Raw genomic sequence first — 16,288 nt, forward strand, 5'->3', positions numbered from 1 at the left:
GGGACACCAAAGAAAGGTAATGACGATGACCACACGAAAAATCGCCCTGTCTGCTCTTGGCGCAGCCCTTGTGCTCAGCACGGCCGCAACGGCAAGTTTCGCCGCACCCGGCAAAGGCCATAAGGATCGCATGCCAATCCGCCAGGAAGCCGCTTTCGTTCACCTCTTAAAGGTTGCGGATACCAACAAGGACGGCAAGATTTCCAAGGAAGAATTCGCCGCCCGTCAGGACGCGCTTTTCACCGAGATCGACAAGGACAAGGACGGCTCGATCACGCCGAAGGAAATGCGTGAGTATCGCCAGGCGAAAATGGAAGCTTTCCGCGCCGCCAATCCCCGTCCCGAGCGTGAGGAGGCCAAAGCCGAAGACGGCAAAGGCCCCGAGGGCAAGCGCGCCGAAAGACATGCCGAGCGCGAACATGGCGGCCGTTTCGGCCATCAGGGCTGGGGCAAGCATGGCGGCAAGGGCGCAGGCTTCGCGCTGATCCGCTGGGCCGATGCCGACGAGAACGGTCAGGTCAGCAAGGCAGAATTCACCGCCGCCGGCGAAAAGATGTTTGAACGGCTGGACAAGAACAAGGACGGCGTCATCTCCATCGACGACATGCCGGACCGCCCGTTCCTTTAACCCGCGAAAGAAAAGCCCGCTCAAAAGCGGGCTTTTTTCTTCAATGCAGGCTGACGGTCTGGAGATCGTCTTCGGCAGCCTTGAAAAACGTACTGGACCGGTTGTCCGTCAGGAGGATCGGCGTACCATCTGCACCGAACAGCGCCCAAAGGTCCAACTGCGGATCAAGATCGGGCGCTTCCGGGAAACAGCGGTTGACGTCTTCCGCGCGGATCTTGCGAATATATCCCACTTCACCTTCGCCGATATGGGCGAACTGGGATTGGGTGAGACGCGCATGCGCTTCTTTCAACAGCATATTTCAGCCTCCTTCTTCACGCCGAGCGATTCGTGCCGGATTCTGGCGTTCATGGTCTACTCTGAGACGGAAATATTAATTTTCTTCACCACGTTTGAAATTTCCGGCCGGACCAGATCGATGGAAAGAAGGCCGTTGCGTAGGCGCGCTTCCCTGACCTGCATGCCATCGGCAAGCACGAAAACCCGCTGGAACTGGCGCGCCGCAATGCCGCGATAGAGAAAATCGCGTTTCTCCTGTTCCTGCTGGCGTCCGCGAATGACGAGCTGATTGTCAGCCGTCGTCACATCCAGATCGTCCTGTGAAAAACCGGCAACCGCGATGGTGATGCGCAGGCGCTCCGGCACATCGTCACTGCCCGGCAGGCGCTCGATATTGTAGGGAGGATAGCCGTCATTGGCCTTAGCCATGCGCTCCAGCGTTTTTTCCATGGCATCAAAACCCAGCAAAAGCGGGTGGGTGAATGGCGTCATGCGGCTCATGTCTCTTTTGTCCTTGCAACCAAGCGACGTTTCGTGGTCCCGCTTCCGGCAACCTCGCCGGTCAATCGCACCGGCCCCTGCAATATGGGAAGCACAACCGCAATACGCAAGACGCGGCGACGAGCAAAGGGGACACCGGGGAATGAGACTTGACAAGTGAGCACCCGCCGCTCGAAAAAAGCACTCATCTCAACGGCGGACAAGACATGGCAGAACGCAGAAAAATCATCATCGACACCGATCCGGGCCAGGACGACGCGGCGGCAATCATGCTCGCCTTCGCAAGCCCCGAGGAAATCGACATTCTCGGATTGTGCGCCGTCGCCGGCAACGTTCCGCTGAAGCTGACCAGCCGCAACATCCGCATTATCAGCGAATTGTGCGGCCGCACCGATATTCCCGTCTATGAGGGCGCAGAGAAGCCGCTGGTGCGCAAGCCCATCACCGCCGAGCACGTTCACGGCAGCACCGGCCTCGACGGCCCGGTTCTCGATGAGCCGACCATGGAAGCGCAAAAGCAGCATGCGGTCGATTTCATCATCGAAACGCTGATGCGGGAACCCGCCGGCACCGTAACGCTCTGCACGCTCGGCGCACTGACCAATGTGGCGCTGGCGCTCCTGAAGGCCCCGGAAATCGCCGACCGCGTCAAGGAGCTGGTGATGATGGGCGGCGGCTTCTTCGAGGGCGGCAACATCACACCGGCAGCGGAATTCAACATCTATGTCGACCCGCAGGCCGCCGATATCGTCTTCCGCTCCGGCATGCCGATCGTCATGATGCCGCTCGACGTCACCCATCAGTTGCTGACGACCAAGGCGCGCGTCAGCCGCATTCGCGATATCGGCACGCGCCCTGCCATCGCTATGGCGGAAATGCTGGAGTTCTTCGAGCGTTTCGACATTGAGAAGTACGGTTCGGACGGCGGCCCGCTGCATGATCCGACCGTCATTGCCTATCTCGTCAAACCCGAACTGTTTCAGGGTCGCGAATGCAATGTCGAAATCGAGGTCCATTCCGAACTCACCATGGGCATGACAGTTGTGGACTGGTGGAATGTTACCGAACGACCCGCCAATGCCCGTGTGATGCGCAAGGTGAACGCCGACGGCTTCTTCGAATTGCTGACGGAACGTTTCGCCCGTCTGTGACGGAATACGAATACGAAAAAGGGCCGCTGGTATCCCCAGCGGCCCTTTTTATTTGAAGTCAGAAAGACCTGTCAGAACTCCGTCCAGTCATCCTGCGCCAGCGCGTTTGCACCGCTGGTTCTCGGACGGGCGCGGGGAGCCGCAGCGGGTGCCCTTGCCGGAGCAGCGGGCGCACGCATTGCCGCTGCCGTGGCGCGCAATTGCTGGCTGGAATGGCCGCCGGAAACGGAGAAACCGGCAACGAGCGACTTCAGCGTTTCGGCCTCGCTGTTCAGCGTCACGCTGGCCGCCGTGGTTTCTTCCACCATCGCCGCATTCTGCTGGGTAACCTGATCCATCTGCGTGACGGCGGAATTGATCTCTTTAAGGCCTACCGCCTGCTCGCTGGCGGAGGCGGAAATCTGCCGTATCAACTGGTTGATCTGCAGAACCTGATCGGCGATCTTTTTCATCGTCGCACCGGCCTTGCCGACCAGTTGAACGCCCTCGTCCACCTGGGTGGCCGAGGTGTTGATGAGGCCCTTGATCTCCTTGGCCGCGGTGGCGGACCGCTGCGCCAGTTCGCGCACTTCCTGTGCTACGACGGCAAAGCCCTTGCCAGCATCACCGGCGCGCGCGGCTTCCACACCCGCATTCAGCGCCAGAAGGTTGGTCTGGAAGGCGATCTCGTCGATAACCCCAATGATGCGGGAGATTTCGGCCGACGATTGCGCGATGCCTTCCATGGAGTTCACGGCCTGCTGCACGACTTCACCCGATTTGCCCGCATCGTCGCAGGCATGGCTGACGGCTCCGGCCGCCTCTGCGGCGTTTTCCGCGCTGGAATTCACCTGCGCGGTCAGCTCATTGAGGGCGGCGGCGGTTTCTTCCAGGCTTGCGGCCTGCTGTTCCGTGCGGTGCGAAAGATCGCTGGCAGCGCGGGTGATCTCGCCCGTGCCGTTGCCGATGCTGACGACGGTTGCATTGACGGTGGAAACAGTTTCCTCAAGGCTCGCAAGTGCCGAGTTGAAGTCTTCGCGCAGCTTCGCATATTCGCCGGGGAACTCGTCCTCGATACGGTAGGTGAGATTGCCCTGCGAAAGCGCATTGAGACCAGCACCCAGCACGCCGACAATATGCTGCTGCATCCGGCTGTTTTCAGTACGCTCGGATTCCGAGCGCTGGCGCGCCGTTTCCGCGTGACCACGCTGGGCCTCGGCTTCGGCCTCCATCTCGCGGATGCCGGCAAGCTTCGCGCGGAAACCTTCAAGCGCAGTAGCCACCGCACCCGTCTCATCCCGGCGTTCCTGTCCGGAAACCGGCACATCGTAGCGACCGTCGCTCAGCGTCCTGACGTCGGACACCAGCGAGGCAAGCGGATTGCGGACGAAATGGCGCACGGCGAAATAAAGCGCGGTGATGACGGCGGCGAGAATGACGATTGCGCCGATGATCATCATGTAGGTCTGTTCCTGAACCGGTGCGTTCAGGGCCTGATGGGGAATATCCACGAGCACCACCCAGGTCGCGTTGAGACCCGGAACGGCGAAGGGATAAACGAGACGGTTATAGGGCGCGTCCGTATCGAGGCCGAGATTTTCAATGAGGCCCTGTTTGCCGGAGGTAATCGCCGCCTGCACGGTGCTCGCACCGTCTCCGTCGTAAGCCTTCATGTTCTGCTCGGGCGTCGGCGGCACCAGCCACTGGCCGCCCTGCGAAACGAGCGTTACGCGGCCGGTCTCGAAAGGATGCAGCGCCTGCAGCTTCTGCGACAGCGAGGCCAGCGAGATATCGACACCCGCCACGCCAATCATCTTGCCGTCTGACATGACCGGATAGGCAAGCGAGGTCATGGTTGTGGGTACTTCCGTGCCTTCGGCGAGATAGGGCTGGGTAATGGCGCCCTTGCCGGATTTGGCGGCGAGCGCATACCATTCCGCCGCATAATCGTTCTTGAAGGTCGAAAACTGGATGTCGCCCTTCTGGGTCTTCGACCAATAGGGCGCAAACGCGCCGTTTTCATTGGTGCCAAGATCGAGCCTGCCCGCAATCTCCGTGCTCTGTCCATCAAAAAGGCCGAGCTGCTCGCAAAACCAGCTTCCGAAAGCAAAAGTATTCTGCTCGACATTGGCCTTGAGGATGTTGACGATACCGGGGCGGTCCATCGATTTCGCCTGATGCGCGCGGCCGATGACGCCGGCCATGGAGCGTGCGGCGCTGCCGAGTTCGCCCACATCGGCGGCGATCACATTGGCGATGGCGCGCGCTTCCGTATTGGCCTGATCCATGGTCAGCGCGTGCACGCGCTCACTCGTCTGGGAAATGAGAAAGGAATTCGATGCAACGAGAACCGTGGTGATGGCGCAGCCGGTTACGAGGATCAGCTTCGTCGCAAGCGACTTCACTTGGAAATTGAACATTTTGGCCTCGATCAAATCGCCCGCCCCGAAAAAGGCTGACGTCAACGGATGATAAATCTCCGTCATGGAGGCCCGTCCACAGTGGACAGTGCGCTGCAGCGCGACGAGGTGAAATTAGAAGAAGATTGCTAATTAAACCCTAAAATTACTTCGCCGCGCCAAGCATAATCAGTGTTCGTAGTGGGCCGAGATGACTTTCCATGCATCTTCGGCGGTTTCGGCGAAATGCAGCAAATTCATATCGTCCGGTGCAATGGTTCCGAAATCCGCCAGGAATTTGAAATTGATTACCGATCGCCAGAATTTCTCACCGAACAGGACGAGTGGAATGGGCTCCATGCGCTTCGTCTGGATAAGCGTCAATGTTTCGAAGAGCTCATCAAGCGTGCCGAAACCGCCGGGAAAGATCACCACCGCTTTCGCCCGCATCAGGAAATGCATCTTGCGAATGGCGAAATAGTGGAAGTTGAAGCTCAGCTCCGGTGTCACATAGGGGTTCGGCGCCTGCTCGTGCGGCAGGACGATGTTGAGGCCGATAGACGGGCCGCCGGCATCGGCAGCGCCGCGATTGCCCGCTTCCATGACACCGGGACCGCCGCCGGTGACCACGACATATTCGAGGTGATCTGATTTCGCGGCATAATCGGTGCAGAGACGGGCAAACTTGCGCGCCTCGTCGTAATAAACCGAGGATTGCTCCAGATTGCGCTTCTGCGTCTCGTTGCGCGCCGCCCAGGCTTCGCCGCCGGGTTCAGGAATACGGGCGCCGCCGAACATGACGACGGTGGATTTGATGCCCCGCTCGGCCAGCGCCATTTCTGTCTTCAGAAGTTCCAGCTGAAGCCTGACGGGACGCAGTTCCTCGCGGCAGAGAAAATCCATGTCCGCATAGGCAAGCCGGTAGGACGGGGAATCCGACTGTGGCGTCCTGGGAATGACCTCGGCCTGCTGCTTGTCCGCAGAGCTGCGCTTCAACGGGTCCCATACCCCGTCTTTGCGCCGCAATTTGCCGTTTTTCAGTCGTGTCATTTCCATGCCTTTCGTCTGACGCGCCAAATCACCCAAATCACATTGACGCCTTTCCAACACTCCCTTAGATCAAATGACCAAAGCCTTCCAGCGGCGCGGGACCCGCCGTGACCACGACACACGCGACATTCAAGGAATTTTCCATGAGCCTTACGGATCTAACCTCCCTCGAAACCATCATCGAAACCGCATTCGACAACCGCGATGGTGTGAACGTATCGACGAAGGGCGAGGTTCGCGACGCCGTGGACACATCTCTTCAACTTCTCGACAGCGGCAAGGCGCGCGTGGCCGAAAAGCAGGCTGACGGAAGCTGGAAAGTGAACCAATGGCTGAAAAAAGCCGTGCTTCTCTCCTTCCGCCTGAACGATATGGAGATCGTCACCGGCGGACCGGGCGAATCCACCTGGTGGGACAAGGTGCCGTCGAAGTTTGAAAACTGGGGCGAAAACCAGTTCCGCGCCGCCGGTTTCCGAGCCGTGCCGAACGCCGTCGTGCGCCGCTCGGCTTACGTTGCCAAGAACGTCGTGCTGATGCCGTCTTTCGTCAACCTCGGCGCCTATGTCGATGAAGGCACGATGGTCGACACCTGGGCGACGGTCGGCTCCTGCGCGCAGATTGGCAAGAATGTGCATCTTTCGGGCGGCGTCGGCATCGGCGGCGTTCTGGAGCCCTTGCAGGCGGGCCCGACGATCATCGAGGACAATTGCTTCATCGGCGCCCGTTCGGAAGTCGTCGAAGGCTGCATCGTGCGTGAAGGCGCGGTTCTCGGTATGGGCGTCTTCATCGGCAAGTCCACCAAGATCGTCGACCGCGCCACCGGCGAGATCACCTATGGCGAAGTGCCGCCCTATTCCGTCGTCGTTGCCGGCACCATGCCGGGCAAGCCTTTCCCGAACGGCGAACCGGGCCCAAGCCTCTATTGCGCCGTGATCGTCAAGCGCGTCGATGAAAAGACCCGTTCCAAGACCGGCATCAACGAGCTTCTGCGCGACTGATATAAAGCGACTGCCATGACCACAACCGATCCCGTTGCCAATCTCGCCGCCCTCATCCGTTGCCCTTCGGTAACGCCTGTGGAAGGCGGCGCGCTTTCCCTGCTCGACAACCTGCTTTCGCCGCTTGGCTTTAAGGTGGACAGGATGGTGGCGAGCGAGGCGGGAACACCCGATGTGGAAAACCTTTACGCCCGGCTCGGCACGGAGGGTCCGCATCTGATGTTTGCGGGCCATACGGATGTCGTGCCTGTGGGTGACGAGGCCGCATGGAGCCATCCGCCCTTCTCGGCGGAGATTGCCAGCGGGGAAATGTACGGTCGCGGTGCGGTGGACATGAAGGGCGGGATTGCCTGTTTCGTGGCCGCGATCGCCCGCTATATCGAAAAACACGGCAAGCCGGACGGCTCCGTTTCTTTCCTGATTACAGGCGATGAGGAAGGCCCGTCGATCAACGGCACTTCCAAGCTGCTGGAATGGGCAGCCGCCAAAGGCGAGACATGGGACGCCTGCGTGGTTGGCGAGCCGACCAATCCCGACCAGCTTGGCGACATGATCAAGATCGGCCGCCGGGGATCGCTTTCCGGCCGCATCACGGTCCACGGCGTTCAGGGCCACGCGGCCTATCCGCATCTCGCCGACAACCCCGTTCGCGGTCTGCTGCAACTGACCCATGCGCTGATGCATCCGCCCTTCGATCACGGCACGGACAATTTCCAGCCGTCCAATCTGGAAGTGACGACCGTCGACACCGGTAATGTCGCCACCAATGTCATCCCGGCGCGGGCGACAGCCTCCTTCAACATTCGTTTCAACGACAGCTGGACGGCGGAAAGCCTACGCGCGGAAATCATCCGTCGCCTCGACGCCGCTGCGGCAGACGGCGAGCTTCGCCCTGAACGCGCACCGGTGAAATACGACATCGTCTGGGCGGACCGCCCGGCCCATGTTTTCCTGACGCGGAACAATGCGCTCATCTCCTCGCTTTCCGGCGCGGTGGAGGCCGTGACAGGCAAAGAACCGAAGCTTTCGACCACCGGCGGCACCTCGGATGCGCGCTTCATCAAGGATTATTGCCCGGTGGTGGAATTCGGCCTCGTCGGGCAGACCATGCATATGGTCGATGAACGCGTGGCCGTTGCCGATCTCGAGACACTGACACGCATCTACGAGACCTTTATCGAACGCTGGTTCGCCCATGCCAACGGCAAGTGAAATAAGGCTTTATCTGACGGGCCTGTGGCTTCTGCTGCTCGGCGACCATAATGGCGCACGTTATCTGGATCTCTCCGAGCGCGGCATGTGGCGATCCTTCTATTCCGTCCTCTGGTGCCTGCCGGCCATGCTGGTTTCATGGCTTTGGCTGCGCGCCGCCTTCCTCGCCAGCTACCCACCCGGCACCGGAACGGGCTTCATCTTCTTCTTCCGTCTGGCGATGGTCGAAGCCATCTGTTGGATCGTGCCGCTGCTGTTGATCGGTATGCTGCTCTTTGCCTTCGGCGCACGGGAAAAATTCGCACCGCTCGTCACCACCATGAACTGGCTGTCGCTGCCATTTTCCTACGCTTATGCGGTTCTGATCCTGATCGCATTCTTCCTGCCGCCCTTGCAGGGGCTGATCGCCATTCTCTGGCTGGCGCTGCTTCTGTCGCTGGTTTTCGCCTTCTCGCGAATTGTGCGGTTCTTCATCCGCGACCAGTCGTTGCTCGTCTCGGCCATCGTTATGACGCTTTTGGTGCCGGGCATGCTTCTTTCGGAAGCGCTGCAGCGCTTTCTCGGCGTTTATCCGGCCTGAGAACCGGCCTGGGTTTTAACGGTCAGTCTGCGTCCTCAGCCCTATCGGCTTCAGGGTATCTACGACGCGGCGGAATGACGTCGGGATAATCGACCTGCATGAAATAGAGACCGTCCGGCGGCGCGACCGGGCCGCAGGCCTTGCGATCCCGCGCCTCCAATGCGGCGCGCACATCCTCCGGCGTCATCGCGCCTTCACCCGCCAGTTTCAGCGTGCCCGCGAAAGATCGGATCTGGTTGTGCAGGAAGCTCTGCGCCGTCGCACGTATCTCGATGAGATCGCCGGTGCGCGTCACATCCAGCCGGTCCAGCGTGCGCACGGGGCTGTTCGCCTGACAATGGACAGAACGGAAGGTGGTAAAATCATGCCGGCCGACCAGCATCTGGGCGGCTTCATGCATGCGCTCGTGCTCGAGGTCCTTCGACACCCACCAGGCCCGCTTGTGCTCCAGCGCCAGCCGGGCCTTGCGGCAGATGATGCGGTAGAGGTAGTGTCGACGAAGGGCGGAAAAGCGGGCGTCGAAATCCTCGGTCACGGAAGCGGCGTCGAGCACGGCCACGGCTTCGCCCGCCATGGCGAGATGCGCATTGAGCGCGTTGCGAAGCTTATAGGGCTCCCAGTCTCGGGAAAGATCGACGTGGACGACCTGCCCGACGGCATGCACGCCGGAATCGGTGCGGCCGGCGCCGCGAATGGAGACGCTTTCTCCCGTCAGCGAGCGAACCGCAGCCTCCAGCGCTCCCTGAACCGAGGGGCCGTTATCCTGTCTCTGCCAGCCGTAATAAGGCGTGCCGTCATATTCAACGGTCATGCGGAAACGTGGCATCAGCCGAGCCTCGTGGTGGCCGGCACCGGCGTGCCGCGCACGAAATCGGCAGCCGACATCGGCTTGCCGCCTGCCTTCTGCAAACGGGTGAGCCGCACGGCGCCGCTACCGCAGGCAATGGTCAGAGCATCGTCGAGCGCTGCGCCCGCTTCTCCCATGCCGCTTGCCAGTTCGGAGGAAAGAACCTTCACGCGCTCTGTCTTGCCGCCAATGTCCATTTCCAGCCATGCGCCGGGAAACGGCGAAAGGCCGCGAATGTGATTATGCACATCCTGCGCCGGCCTCGAAAAATCGATGCGGGTCTCGCCCTTGTCGATCTTCGCGGCATAGAGCACGCCCTCTTCCGCCTGCGTGACGAGGGGCAAGTCGCCGGCTTCCAACTTCTCCATCGCCTGCCGCATCAACCGCGCACCTGTTAGCATCAGGCTGTCATGCAGCTCGCCGGCCGTCATGTTATCGCCGATCGCGACCTTGGCGGTCAGCGCGACGGGACCGGTATCGAGCCCCTTTTCCATTTTCATGACCATCATGCCGGTTTCGGGGTCGCCGGCCATGATCGCCCGCTGAATGGGAGCAGCACCGCGCCAGCGCGGCAGCAGCGAGGCGTGGCCGTTGTAACAACCAAGGCGGGTACCGCTGAGGATCGGTTCCGGCAGCAACAGTCCGTAAGCCACGACAACGGCAACATCGGCATTGAATTCCCGGAACTGCTGGCGATCTTCCTCTGCCTTGAAGTTCACCGGCGTCAGCACCGGCAGGCCCAGCAGTTCAGCGGCCTGATGCACAGGGGACTTCTGCAGATCGAGACCACGGCGACCGCTGGGACGCGGCGGCTGGGTGTAGACAGCAGCGATCTCGTGGCCGGCCTCCACCAGTGCACGCAGGGTGGGAACGGAAAAATCCGGCGTGCCCATAAAAATGATGCGAAGAGCCATCGTCGCCCCCTTCCCTGTCGTCCACTCCAGCCCAAAGAGGACGGATCAGATCTTTGCGCGGGCCGCTTTCGTGAATTTCTTGATGACCATGTCGCGCTTCAGCCGCGAAATGTGGTCAATGAAGAGAACGCCGTTCAGGTGGTCGATCTCATGCTGCAGGCAGGTCGCGAGCAGGCCATCGGCCTCGACCGTCTGCTGCTTGCCGTCACGGCCGACATATTGCACCGTGAGCGACGCGGGGCGCTCCACCTCGGCGTAATAATCGGGGATAGAGAGGCAGCCTTCCTCATAGGTCGAGACATCGTCCGACACCTTGAGGATTTCCGGATTGATGAAGACGATCGGGGTCTTTTCTTCGCCTTCACGCGCGACGTCGATCACCAGCATGCGGCGCGGCACGCCGATCTGAATGGCGGCGAGACCGATGCCCGGCGCATCATACATGGTTTCCAGCATGTCGTCAGCAAGGCGCAGCACCTCGGCATCCACCTGTTCGATGGGCCTGGATTGCTGGCGCAGCACGGGATCGGGCAAAATGATAAGCGGTTTGATGGTCATGGCTTCCCATAACGTATCTCTCGCGCGGAGGAAATAAAAAACACGATAGTGAAAACCGCCGGTGGCATGCGCTTCGACCGACTCATTTCTGCCGCAGGAATGTTCTTGTTTTGATCTTACGAATCATTGGAAATCTGTTAGATTTGGCCATGAGCATAGACTTTTCAGTTCTCCTCCAACCCGCGCTGCGGGCCGGCTCCGTCGATATCAGCTTCGGCGCGCTTCTCGCTGCCGCGGTTTTCGGCCTCACCGTGACGTGGCTTGTCACGGCGAACCGGTCGAAAAAAGCGGGAGCCGATGGTGAAATCTCCGACCTTCTGAAAACACAGTCCGAATTGCATGGGCGGATCGCGGCCATGGCGGAAACGCTTGGCACGCGGCAGAGCGAGATGAGCCAGACACTGAACCAGCGCCTTGACGGCATGTCGCAACGCCTTGGTGAAACGCTGACGGAGCAGACCCGGTCGACGCATGAGAATCTAAGCCGCCTGCAGGAGCGCTTGGCGGTCATCGACGCCGCGCAGGGCAATATTCAGGATCTGGCAAAGGACGTGGTCGGATTGCAGGCAATCCTTTCCAACAAGCAGACGCGCGGCGCCTTCGGACAGGCGCGCATGGAGACGTTGATTGCCGATGCGCTTCCGGCAGGAGCCTTCAAGTTGCAGCCGACGCTTTCGAACGGCTACCGGCCGGACTGCACCATCAAGATGCCCAATAATGCACCGCCGCTCGTCATCGACGCCAAGTTTCCACTGGAAGCATGGAACGCCATCAAGGCGGACGAGACGCCCGAAACCAAACGCGCCGCCGTTCAACAGTTCCGCCGCGATATGGAAGTGCATATTCGTGATGTGGCCGAGAAATACCTCATCCGCGGCGAGACGCAGGATACGGCCTTCATCTTCGTGCCCTCCGAATCGATCTTCGCCGATATTCACCAGCATTTCGAATATCTGGTGCAGCGCGCCCATCGCGCCCGGGTCGTCATTGTTTCGCCGTCGCTCTTGATGCTGTCTGTGCAGGTTATCCAATCGGTGCTGAAGGACCAGCGCATGCGCGAGCAGGCGCATCTCATTCAGGGTGAAGTGGCGCTGCTCATGGACGATGTGCGGCGGCTGGACGACAGGACACGAAAGCTCCAGGCCCATTTCGGGCTGGCGCAGAAAGACATCGACATGATGCTGATTTCTTCCGACAAGGTGCTGGCGCGCGGCCAGAAAATCGAAGGTCTCGATTTTTCGCCGACGGAAAAAGAGACTTCGCATGGGGAAATCGAGCAGGCCCGGCGCTTTGCGGAAAACCGAGCCGGTGCGGCGAAATTGCGGGTGGTTGACGACGAGTGATCGTCTCGGGCAAAGTCGCCGCCTTGCTTAAATTTCATACGGACCCAGCGCCCCATGATTACTGTTTTCGGCTCCATCAACATGGACCTCGTCGCCACCGCCAAACGCCTGCCAAAGCCCGGCGAAACCGTGACGGGCGAGACCTTCTCCACGGCCGCCGGTGGCAAGGGCGCCAACCAGGCGCTGGCTGCACGGCGTGCGGGCGCTACGGTCAAGATGGCGGGGGCTGCGGGCGATGACACCTTTGCCGCGCCGGCGCTGACATTGCTGCGCGACGCCGGCACCGATCTCTCACTGGTGAAGACCACGCCCGGGCCTACGGGGACGGCAGTGATCCTTATCGGCGAAGGCGGGGAAAACATGATCTCGGTCATTCCCGCCGCCAATGGTGAAGTCTCCGCATCCGACGCCGTGAAAGCCCTGGCTGAAATGTCGGCGGGCGATATCTTGATGCTGCAGTTTGAGATACCCGCGTCCGCTATCGAAGCGGCGCTGACGGCTGCAAAGTCAAAACGCATCACCACCGTGATCAACACCGCACCGCTGACCGCAGACGGACCGCGTCTCGCTGGTCTCGCCGATATCGTTATTGCCAATGAAACCGAGTTCGAGCTGCTGATCGGCAAGAATGGCCTCTCCAACGCCGAGCGGGAAAACGAACTCAAGGCCCTTCACGAGAGGACCGGCCAGACTTTGATCGTCACACTTGGCGCAGATGGCGTGATCGCCATGCGCAATGGCAAGGTTTTCAGGGCTTCTGGGCTGAAGATCGAACCGGTCGATACCGTCGGTGCGGGCGATACCTTCTGTGGATATCTGGCCGCCAGCCTCGATCAGGGGATGGATTTCGAAAAGGCGCTGAAGCGTGCCGCCGTTGCAGGCTCCCTCGCCTGCACGCGCGCCGGCGCGCAACCTTCCATTCCGCTGGCAGCCGAAGTGGATGCGGCCCTCTGAGGGATCTTACCGGTAGCGCATTTTGCGGACGTAAAACCGCTGCGTACTTTACTGGAAATGCTTTAGCGGCGAATGAAGGTGAGATAGGCCGAGCTGCGGCCTTCTCTTTTCGCCTTGTTCTCGTAACGCGTGCCCGGCCAGTTGGCGTAGGGCGTGCGCCAGTCGTCAGCGCTCATCGCCGTCCACTCAAAGCCGCCATGCCGGGCGCAATGCTGCAGCGTCCAGTTGACGTAAGTATCGATGTCAGACGCGAAGCAGAACTTGCCACCGGGTTTCAACACGCGATGGAAACGGGCGAGGTTGACGTCTGAAACGAAACGACGCTTCCAGTGCTTCTTCTTCGGCCACGGGTCAGGATAGAGAAGGTCGATATGATCGATCGATCCCTCGGGCAGCCAGTCCAGCAATTGCGTTGCATCATCGTCGTAAAGGCGGATATTCATCAACTCGCGCTCGCGCACGGCGGCGAGCAGCTTGGCCATGGAGTTGACGAAGGGCTCCACGCCGATGAAACCCGTCTCCGGGTTTTCAACCGCGCGGTGAGCGAGATGCTCGCCGCCGCCAAAGCCGATCTCCAGACGGATTGACCGCACATCCGCGGGAAAAAGAGCGGCGAGATTTTGCGGCGGGGCGCTTTCCAGATCGATTTTCAGCAAAGGCAACAGGTTCTCGATTGTATCGACCTGCTGATTGCGTAGAGGCTTGCCCTTGCGTCTGCCAAAAAACGCTTCCGTCGCGCGCGAACGCCGTTCTTCCGTCATCTCATACTCTCAACAACAAATAGATTTAACCCGCACAGCACCACGTTGGGCACTGTGCGGGTTACAAAAGTTGGTGACGGTATCCCTCAATCGCCGCCAAATAACAAGCGCGATATCCAGTTGACGCATTTTCCGGAGATAAAACCGCTACGCAATTTTACTGGAAATGCTTCAAGCGCTCAGAGCTTCCTTGAGCGGCTTCACCAGATCGAGCTTCTCCCAGGAGAAGGAGCCGTCACGGCCGGCCTTGCGGCCGAAATGGCCGTAGGAGGAGGTCTTGGCGTAGATCGGCTTGTTAAGATCGAGATGACGGCGAATGCCCGACGGCGACAGGTCCATGACCTTGCGGATCGCGGCCTCGACCTGGTCTTCGCTGACCTTGCCGGTGCCATGCAGATCGACATAGATCGACAGCGGCTGGGCGACGCCGATTGCGTAGGAAATCTGGATCGTGCAGCGCTCGGCAAGACCGGCCGCCACGACGTTTTTGGCGAGATAACGGGCGGCATAGGCGGCGGAACGGTCGACCTTGGTCGTGTCCTTGCCGGAGAATGCACCGCCACCGTGGGGCGCAGCGCCGCCATAGGTGTCGACGATGATCTTGCGGCCCGTCAGGCCGGCGTCACCATCGGGACCGCCGATGACGAACTTGCCGGTCGGGTTGATGTACCACTGGCAATCGTCAGCGATCTTCAGGTCACCCAGAGCTTCGCGGATATAGGGTTCGACAACGGCGCGAACCTTCTTCGAATCCCAGCTTGCATCGAGATGCTGTGTGGACAGAACGATGGATACGGCTTCCGCCGCCTTGCCGTCGACATAACGAACCGTGACCTGGCTCTTGGCGTCGGGGCCGAGCTTCGCCGCTTCGCCTTCGCCGCTTTTACGGGCGGCGGCGAGCAACTGCAGGATACGGTGAGAATAATAGATCGGAGCCGGCATGAGGTCCGGCGTTTCCTTGCAGGCATAACCGAACATGATGCCCTGATCGCCGGCGCCCTCGTCGCCCTGCTTGTCGGAGGCGTTGTCCACGCCCTGCGCGATGTCAGCCGACTGCGGGTGCAGGAGAACGTCGATCTTGGCGGTCTTCCAGTGGAAACCATCCTGCTCGTAGCCGATATCGCGGATCGCCTTGCGGGCGGCGGACTTGAACTTCGAAGGGTTGATGACCGGATGACCAGCGGCGTCCTTGAGAATCTTGCCGTCCTTGTCCTTCTTCAGAAGCGTATCGGGAACCCGAACTTCACCGGCGATAACGACGCGGTTCGTCGTCGCAAGCGTTTCGCATGCGATGCGCACGGTCCACGGGTCAACGCCCGTCTTGGACGCTTCACGATAGATGAGATCCACGATTTCATCGGAGATACGATCACAAACCTTGTCCGGATGACCCTCAGCCACGGACTCGCTGGTGAACAGGTAATTGGCACGCATGCGGGATTCCCCTCAAAGAACGGTCTTGGAGTTTGTTAGTCATTTCGGCCGTGAAAAACAAGGACACAACCACATAAATATATCTTTATGTGAGAATTCCTTTCTAATCGCTCACAAAAAAACGGTCCTTGCGGACCGTTGAGTGTCCGGCGTCCCCTGCCGGAAATTTTCTGCGTCGTGCGGGCTGCGCCTACTCGGCGTCACCCTCAGCGGCGAGCGCCTTGACGAGGTCCACGAGGCGACGGCGGACCTTCGGGTCGGCGATCTTCACGAAGGCGCGGTTCAGCTGCAGACCCTCAGCCGAGGACAGGAAGTCGACGACATAATTGGAGCTTGACGCCTCCGCCATGCCAGGTGTGCCGCCAGCCTGATCGCCGGGTGCATCTTCGAAGAAAAAGGAGACCGGCACATTGAGAATACCGGAAATATTCTGGAGGCGGCTGGCGCCAACGCGGTTCGTGCCTTTTTCATATTTCTGGATTTGCTGAAAGGTAATTCCGAGGCTTTCGCCCAGCTTTTCCTGACTCATGCCCAGCATGGTTCTGCGAAGGCGAATTCGGCTTCCGACATGAATGTCGATCGGGTTAGGCTTTTTCTTATTCTCGGTCATCATGCGGTCCTGACACTCGGAAAAGGTTGATATCTCGCTTCATTACTATTCGAAGAAATGAGTCGGCAATTCGACAGCGTCTAAACTTGT

The 16,288-nt window shown here is 60.0% G+C and carries 17 protein-coding genes; 7 read left to right on the top strand and 10 right to left on the bottom strand.

What is annotated here, in order from left to right; all coding sequences use genetic code 11:
* The first annotated feature begins 19 nt into the window (after nucleotides 1-19).
* Nucleotides 20-628 carry an EF-hand domain-containing protein gene (locus tag AGR1_RS11510; protein ID WP_149146954.1) on the top strand — a complete coding sequence of 203 codons (609 nt, stop codon included), beginning with the start codon at nucleotides 20-22 and terminating at the stop codon, nucleotides 626-628.
* Between the two features lie 40 nt (nucleotides 629-668).
* Here the strand turns inward: AGR1_RS11510 and AGR1_RS11515 are convergent, their stop codons facing one another.
* Both AGR1_RS11515 and AGR1_RS11520 read right to left on the bottom strand, forming a co-directional pair.
* Nucleotides 669-926: a DUF1150 family protein gene (locus AGR1_RS11515; RefSeq protein ID WP_149146955.1), complete on the bottom strand. Its 258-nt coding sequence runs from the start codon at nucleotides 924-926 to the stop codon at nucleotides 669-671.
* A gap of 56 nt (nucleotides 927-982) precedes the next feature.
* Nucleotides 983-1,408, bottom strand: coding sequence for an Hsp20 family protein (locus tag AGR1_RS11520; RefSeq protein WP_080791469.1), 426 nt, complete (start codon nucleotides 1,406-1,408; stop codon nucleotides 983-985).
* A 206-nt stretch (nucleotides 1,409-1,614) separates the two neighbouring features.
* Between AGR1_RS11520 and AGR1_RS11525 the strand changes: the two genes are divergently transcribed.
* The gene (locus AGR1_RS11525) at nucleotides 1,615-2,559 is read left to right on the top strand and encodes a nucleoside hydrolase (RefSeq protein ID WP_080791470.1); all 945 of its coding nucleotides are present in this window, start codon (nucleotides 1,615-1,617) and stop codon (nucleotides 2,557-2,559) included.
* A 71-nt stretch (nucleotides 2,560-2,630) separates the two neighbouring features.
* Here the strand turns inward: AGR1_RS11525 and AGR1_RS11530 are convergent, their stop codons facing one another.
* Together AGR1_RS11530 and AGR1_RS11535 are read right to left on the bottom strand one after the other, a co-directional pair.
* Complete coding sequence (locus AGR1_RS11530) at nucleotides 2,631-4,958, bottom strand: methyl-accepting chemotaxis protein (RefSeq protein ID WP_149147339.1); 2,328 nt, start codon at nucleotides 4,956-4,958, stop codon at nucleotides 2,631-2,633.
* 168 nt (nucleotides 4,959-5,126) lie between these two features.
* Complete coding sequence (locus AGR1_RS11535) at nucleotides 5,127-5,987, bottom strand: LOG family protein (RefSeq protein WP_137409698.1); 861 nt, start codon at nucleotides 5,985-5,987, stop codon at nucleotides 5,127-5,129.
* A gap of 143 nt (nucleotides 5,988-6,130) precedes the next feature.
* Here AGR1_RS11535 and dapD point away from each other — a divergent pair, with 143 nt between their 5' ends.
* From dapD to AGR1_RS11550, 3 genes are read left to right on the top strand one after another with little or no spacing between them, the layout of a single operon-like run.
* Nucleotides 6,131-6,985, top strand: a complete 855-nt coding sequence (gene dapD, locus AGR1_RS11540; protein ID WP_003520045.1) for a 2,3,4,5-tetrahydropyridine-2,6-dicarboxylate N-succinyltransferase — start codon at nucleotides 6,131-6,133, stop codon at nucleotides 6,983-6,985.
* Nucleotides 6,986-7,000: 15 nt separating this feature from the next.
* A complete protein-coding gene (gene dapE, locus AGR1_RS11545; protein ID WP_149146956.1) occupies nucleotides 7,001-8,197 on the top strand; it encodes a succinyl-diaminopimelate desuccinylase in 1,197 nt (398 codons plus the stop codon).
* A complete protein-coding gene (locus AGR1_RS11550; protein ID WP_080791473.1) occupies nucleotides 8,181-8,777 on the top strand; it encodes a hypothetical protein in 597 nt (198 codons plus the stop codon). Before dapE ends, AGR1_RS11550 begins: the two co-directional genes overlap by 17 nt.
* A gap of 22 nt (nucleotides 8,778-8,799) precedes the next feature.
* Here the strand turns inward: AGR1_RS11550 and truA are convergent, their stop codons facing one another.
* Genes truA through def form a run of 3 tightly spaced genes read right to left on the bottom strand, consistent with a single transcriptional unit; the run spans nucleotide 8,800 to nucleotide 11,096 of the window.
* Nucleotides 8,800-9,603 carry a tRNA pseudouridine(38-40) synthase TruA gene (truA, locus tag AGR1_RS11555; protein ID WP_080791474.1) on the bottom strand — a complete coding sequence of 268 codons (804 nt, stop codon included), beginning with the start codon at nucleotides 9,601-9,603 and terminating at the stop codon, nucleotides 8,800-8,802.
* The gene (gene fmt, locus AGR1_RS11560; RefSeq protein ID WP_149146957.1) at nucleotides 9,603-10,538 is read right to left on the bottom strand and encodes a methionyl-tRNA formyltransferase; all 936 of its coding nucleotides are present in this window, start codon (nucleotides 10,536-10,538) and stop codon (nucleotides 9,603-9,605) included. The genes truA and fmt overlap by 1 nt, the downstream gene beginning before the upstream one ends.
* A 45-nt stretch (nucleotides 10,539-10,583) precedes the next feature.
* Nucleotides 10,584-11,096 carry a peptide deformylase gene (def, locus tag AGR1_RS11565; protein ID WP_080791476.1) on the bottom strand — a complete coding sequence of 171 codons (513 nt, stop codon included), beginning with the start codon at nucleotides 11,094-11,096 and terminating at the stop codon, nucleotides 10,584-10,586.
* A 149-nt stretch (nucleotides 11,097-11,245) separates the two neighbouring features.
* Here def and AGR1_RS11570 point away from each other — a divergent pair, with 149 nt between their 5' ends.
* A complete protein-coding gene (locus AGR1_RS11570; RefSeq protein ID WP_187772121.1) occupies nucleotides 11,246-12,439 on the top strand; it encodes a DNA recombination protein RmuC in 1,194 nt (397 codons plus the stop codon).
* Between the two features lie 54 nt (nucleotides 12,440-12,493).
* Complete coding sequence (locus AGR1_RS11575) at nucleotides 12,494-13,393, top strand: ribokinase (protein ID WP_149146959.1); 900 nt, start codon at nucleotides 12,494-12,496, stop codon at nucleotides 13,391-13,393.
* A gap of 62 nt (nucleotides 13,394-13,455) precedes the next feature.
* Here AGR1_RS11575 and trmB read toward each other — a convergent pair whose 3' ends face one another.
* From trmB to AGR1_RS11590, 3 genes are all read right to left on the bottom strand, one after another.
* Complete coding sequence (gene trmB / locus AGR1_RS11580; RefSeq protein ID WP_080791479.1) at nucleotides 13,456-14,154, bottom strand: tRNA (guanosine(46)-N7)-methyltransferase TrmB; 699 nt, start codon at nucleotides 14,152-14,154, stop codon at nucleotides 13,456-13,458.
* A gap of 171 nt (nucleotides 14,155-14,325) precedes the next feature.
* Nucleotides 14,326-15,588 carry a methionine adenosyltransferase gene (gene metK / locus AGR1_RS11585; RefSeq protein WP_080791480.1) on the bottom strand — a complete coding sequence of 421 codons (1,263 nt, stop codon included), beginning with the start codon at nucleotides 15,586-15,588 and terminating at the stop codon, nucleotides 14,326-14,328.
* A gap of 190 nt (nucleotides 15,589-15,778) precedes the next feature.
* Nucleotides 15,779-16,198, bottom strand: coding sequence for a helix-turn-helix domain-containing protein (locus tag AGR1_RS11590; protein ID WP_080793244.1), 420 nt, complete (start codon nucleotides 16,196-16,198; stop codon nucleotides 15,779-15,781).
* Nucleotides 16,199-16,288: the final 90 nt, after the last annotated feature.

The sequence above is a fragment of the Agrobacterium sp. B1(2019) genome (genome assembly GCF_008274755.1).
In the GTDB taxonomy this organism is placed as follows: Bacteria; Pseudomonadota; Alphaproteobacteria; order Rhizobiales; family Rhizobiaceae; genus Agrobacterium; species Agrobacterium salinitolerans.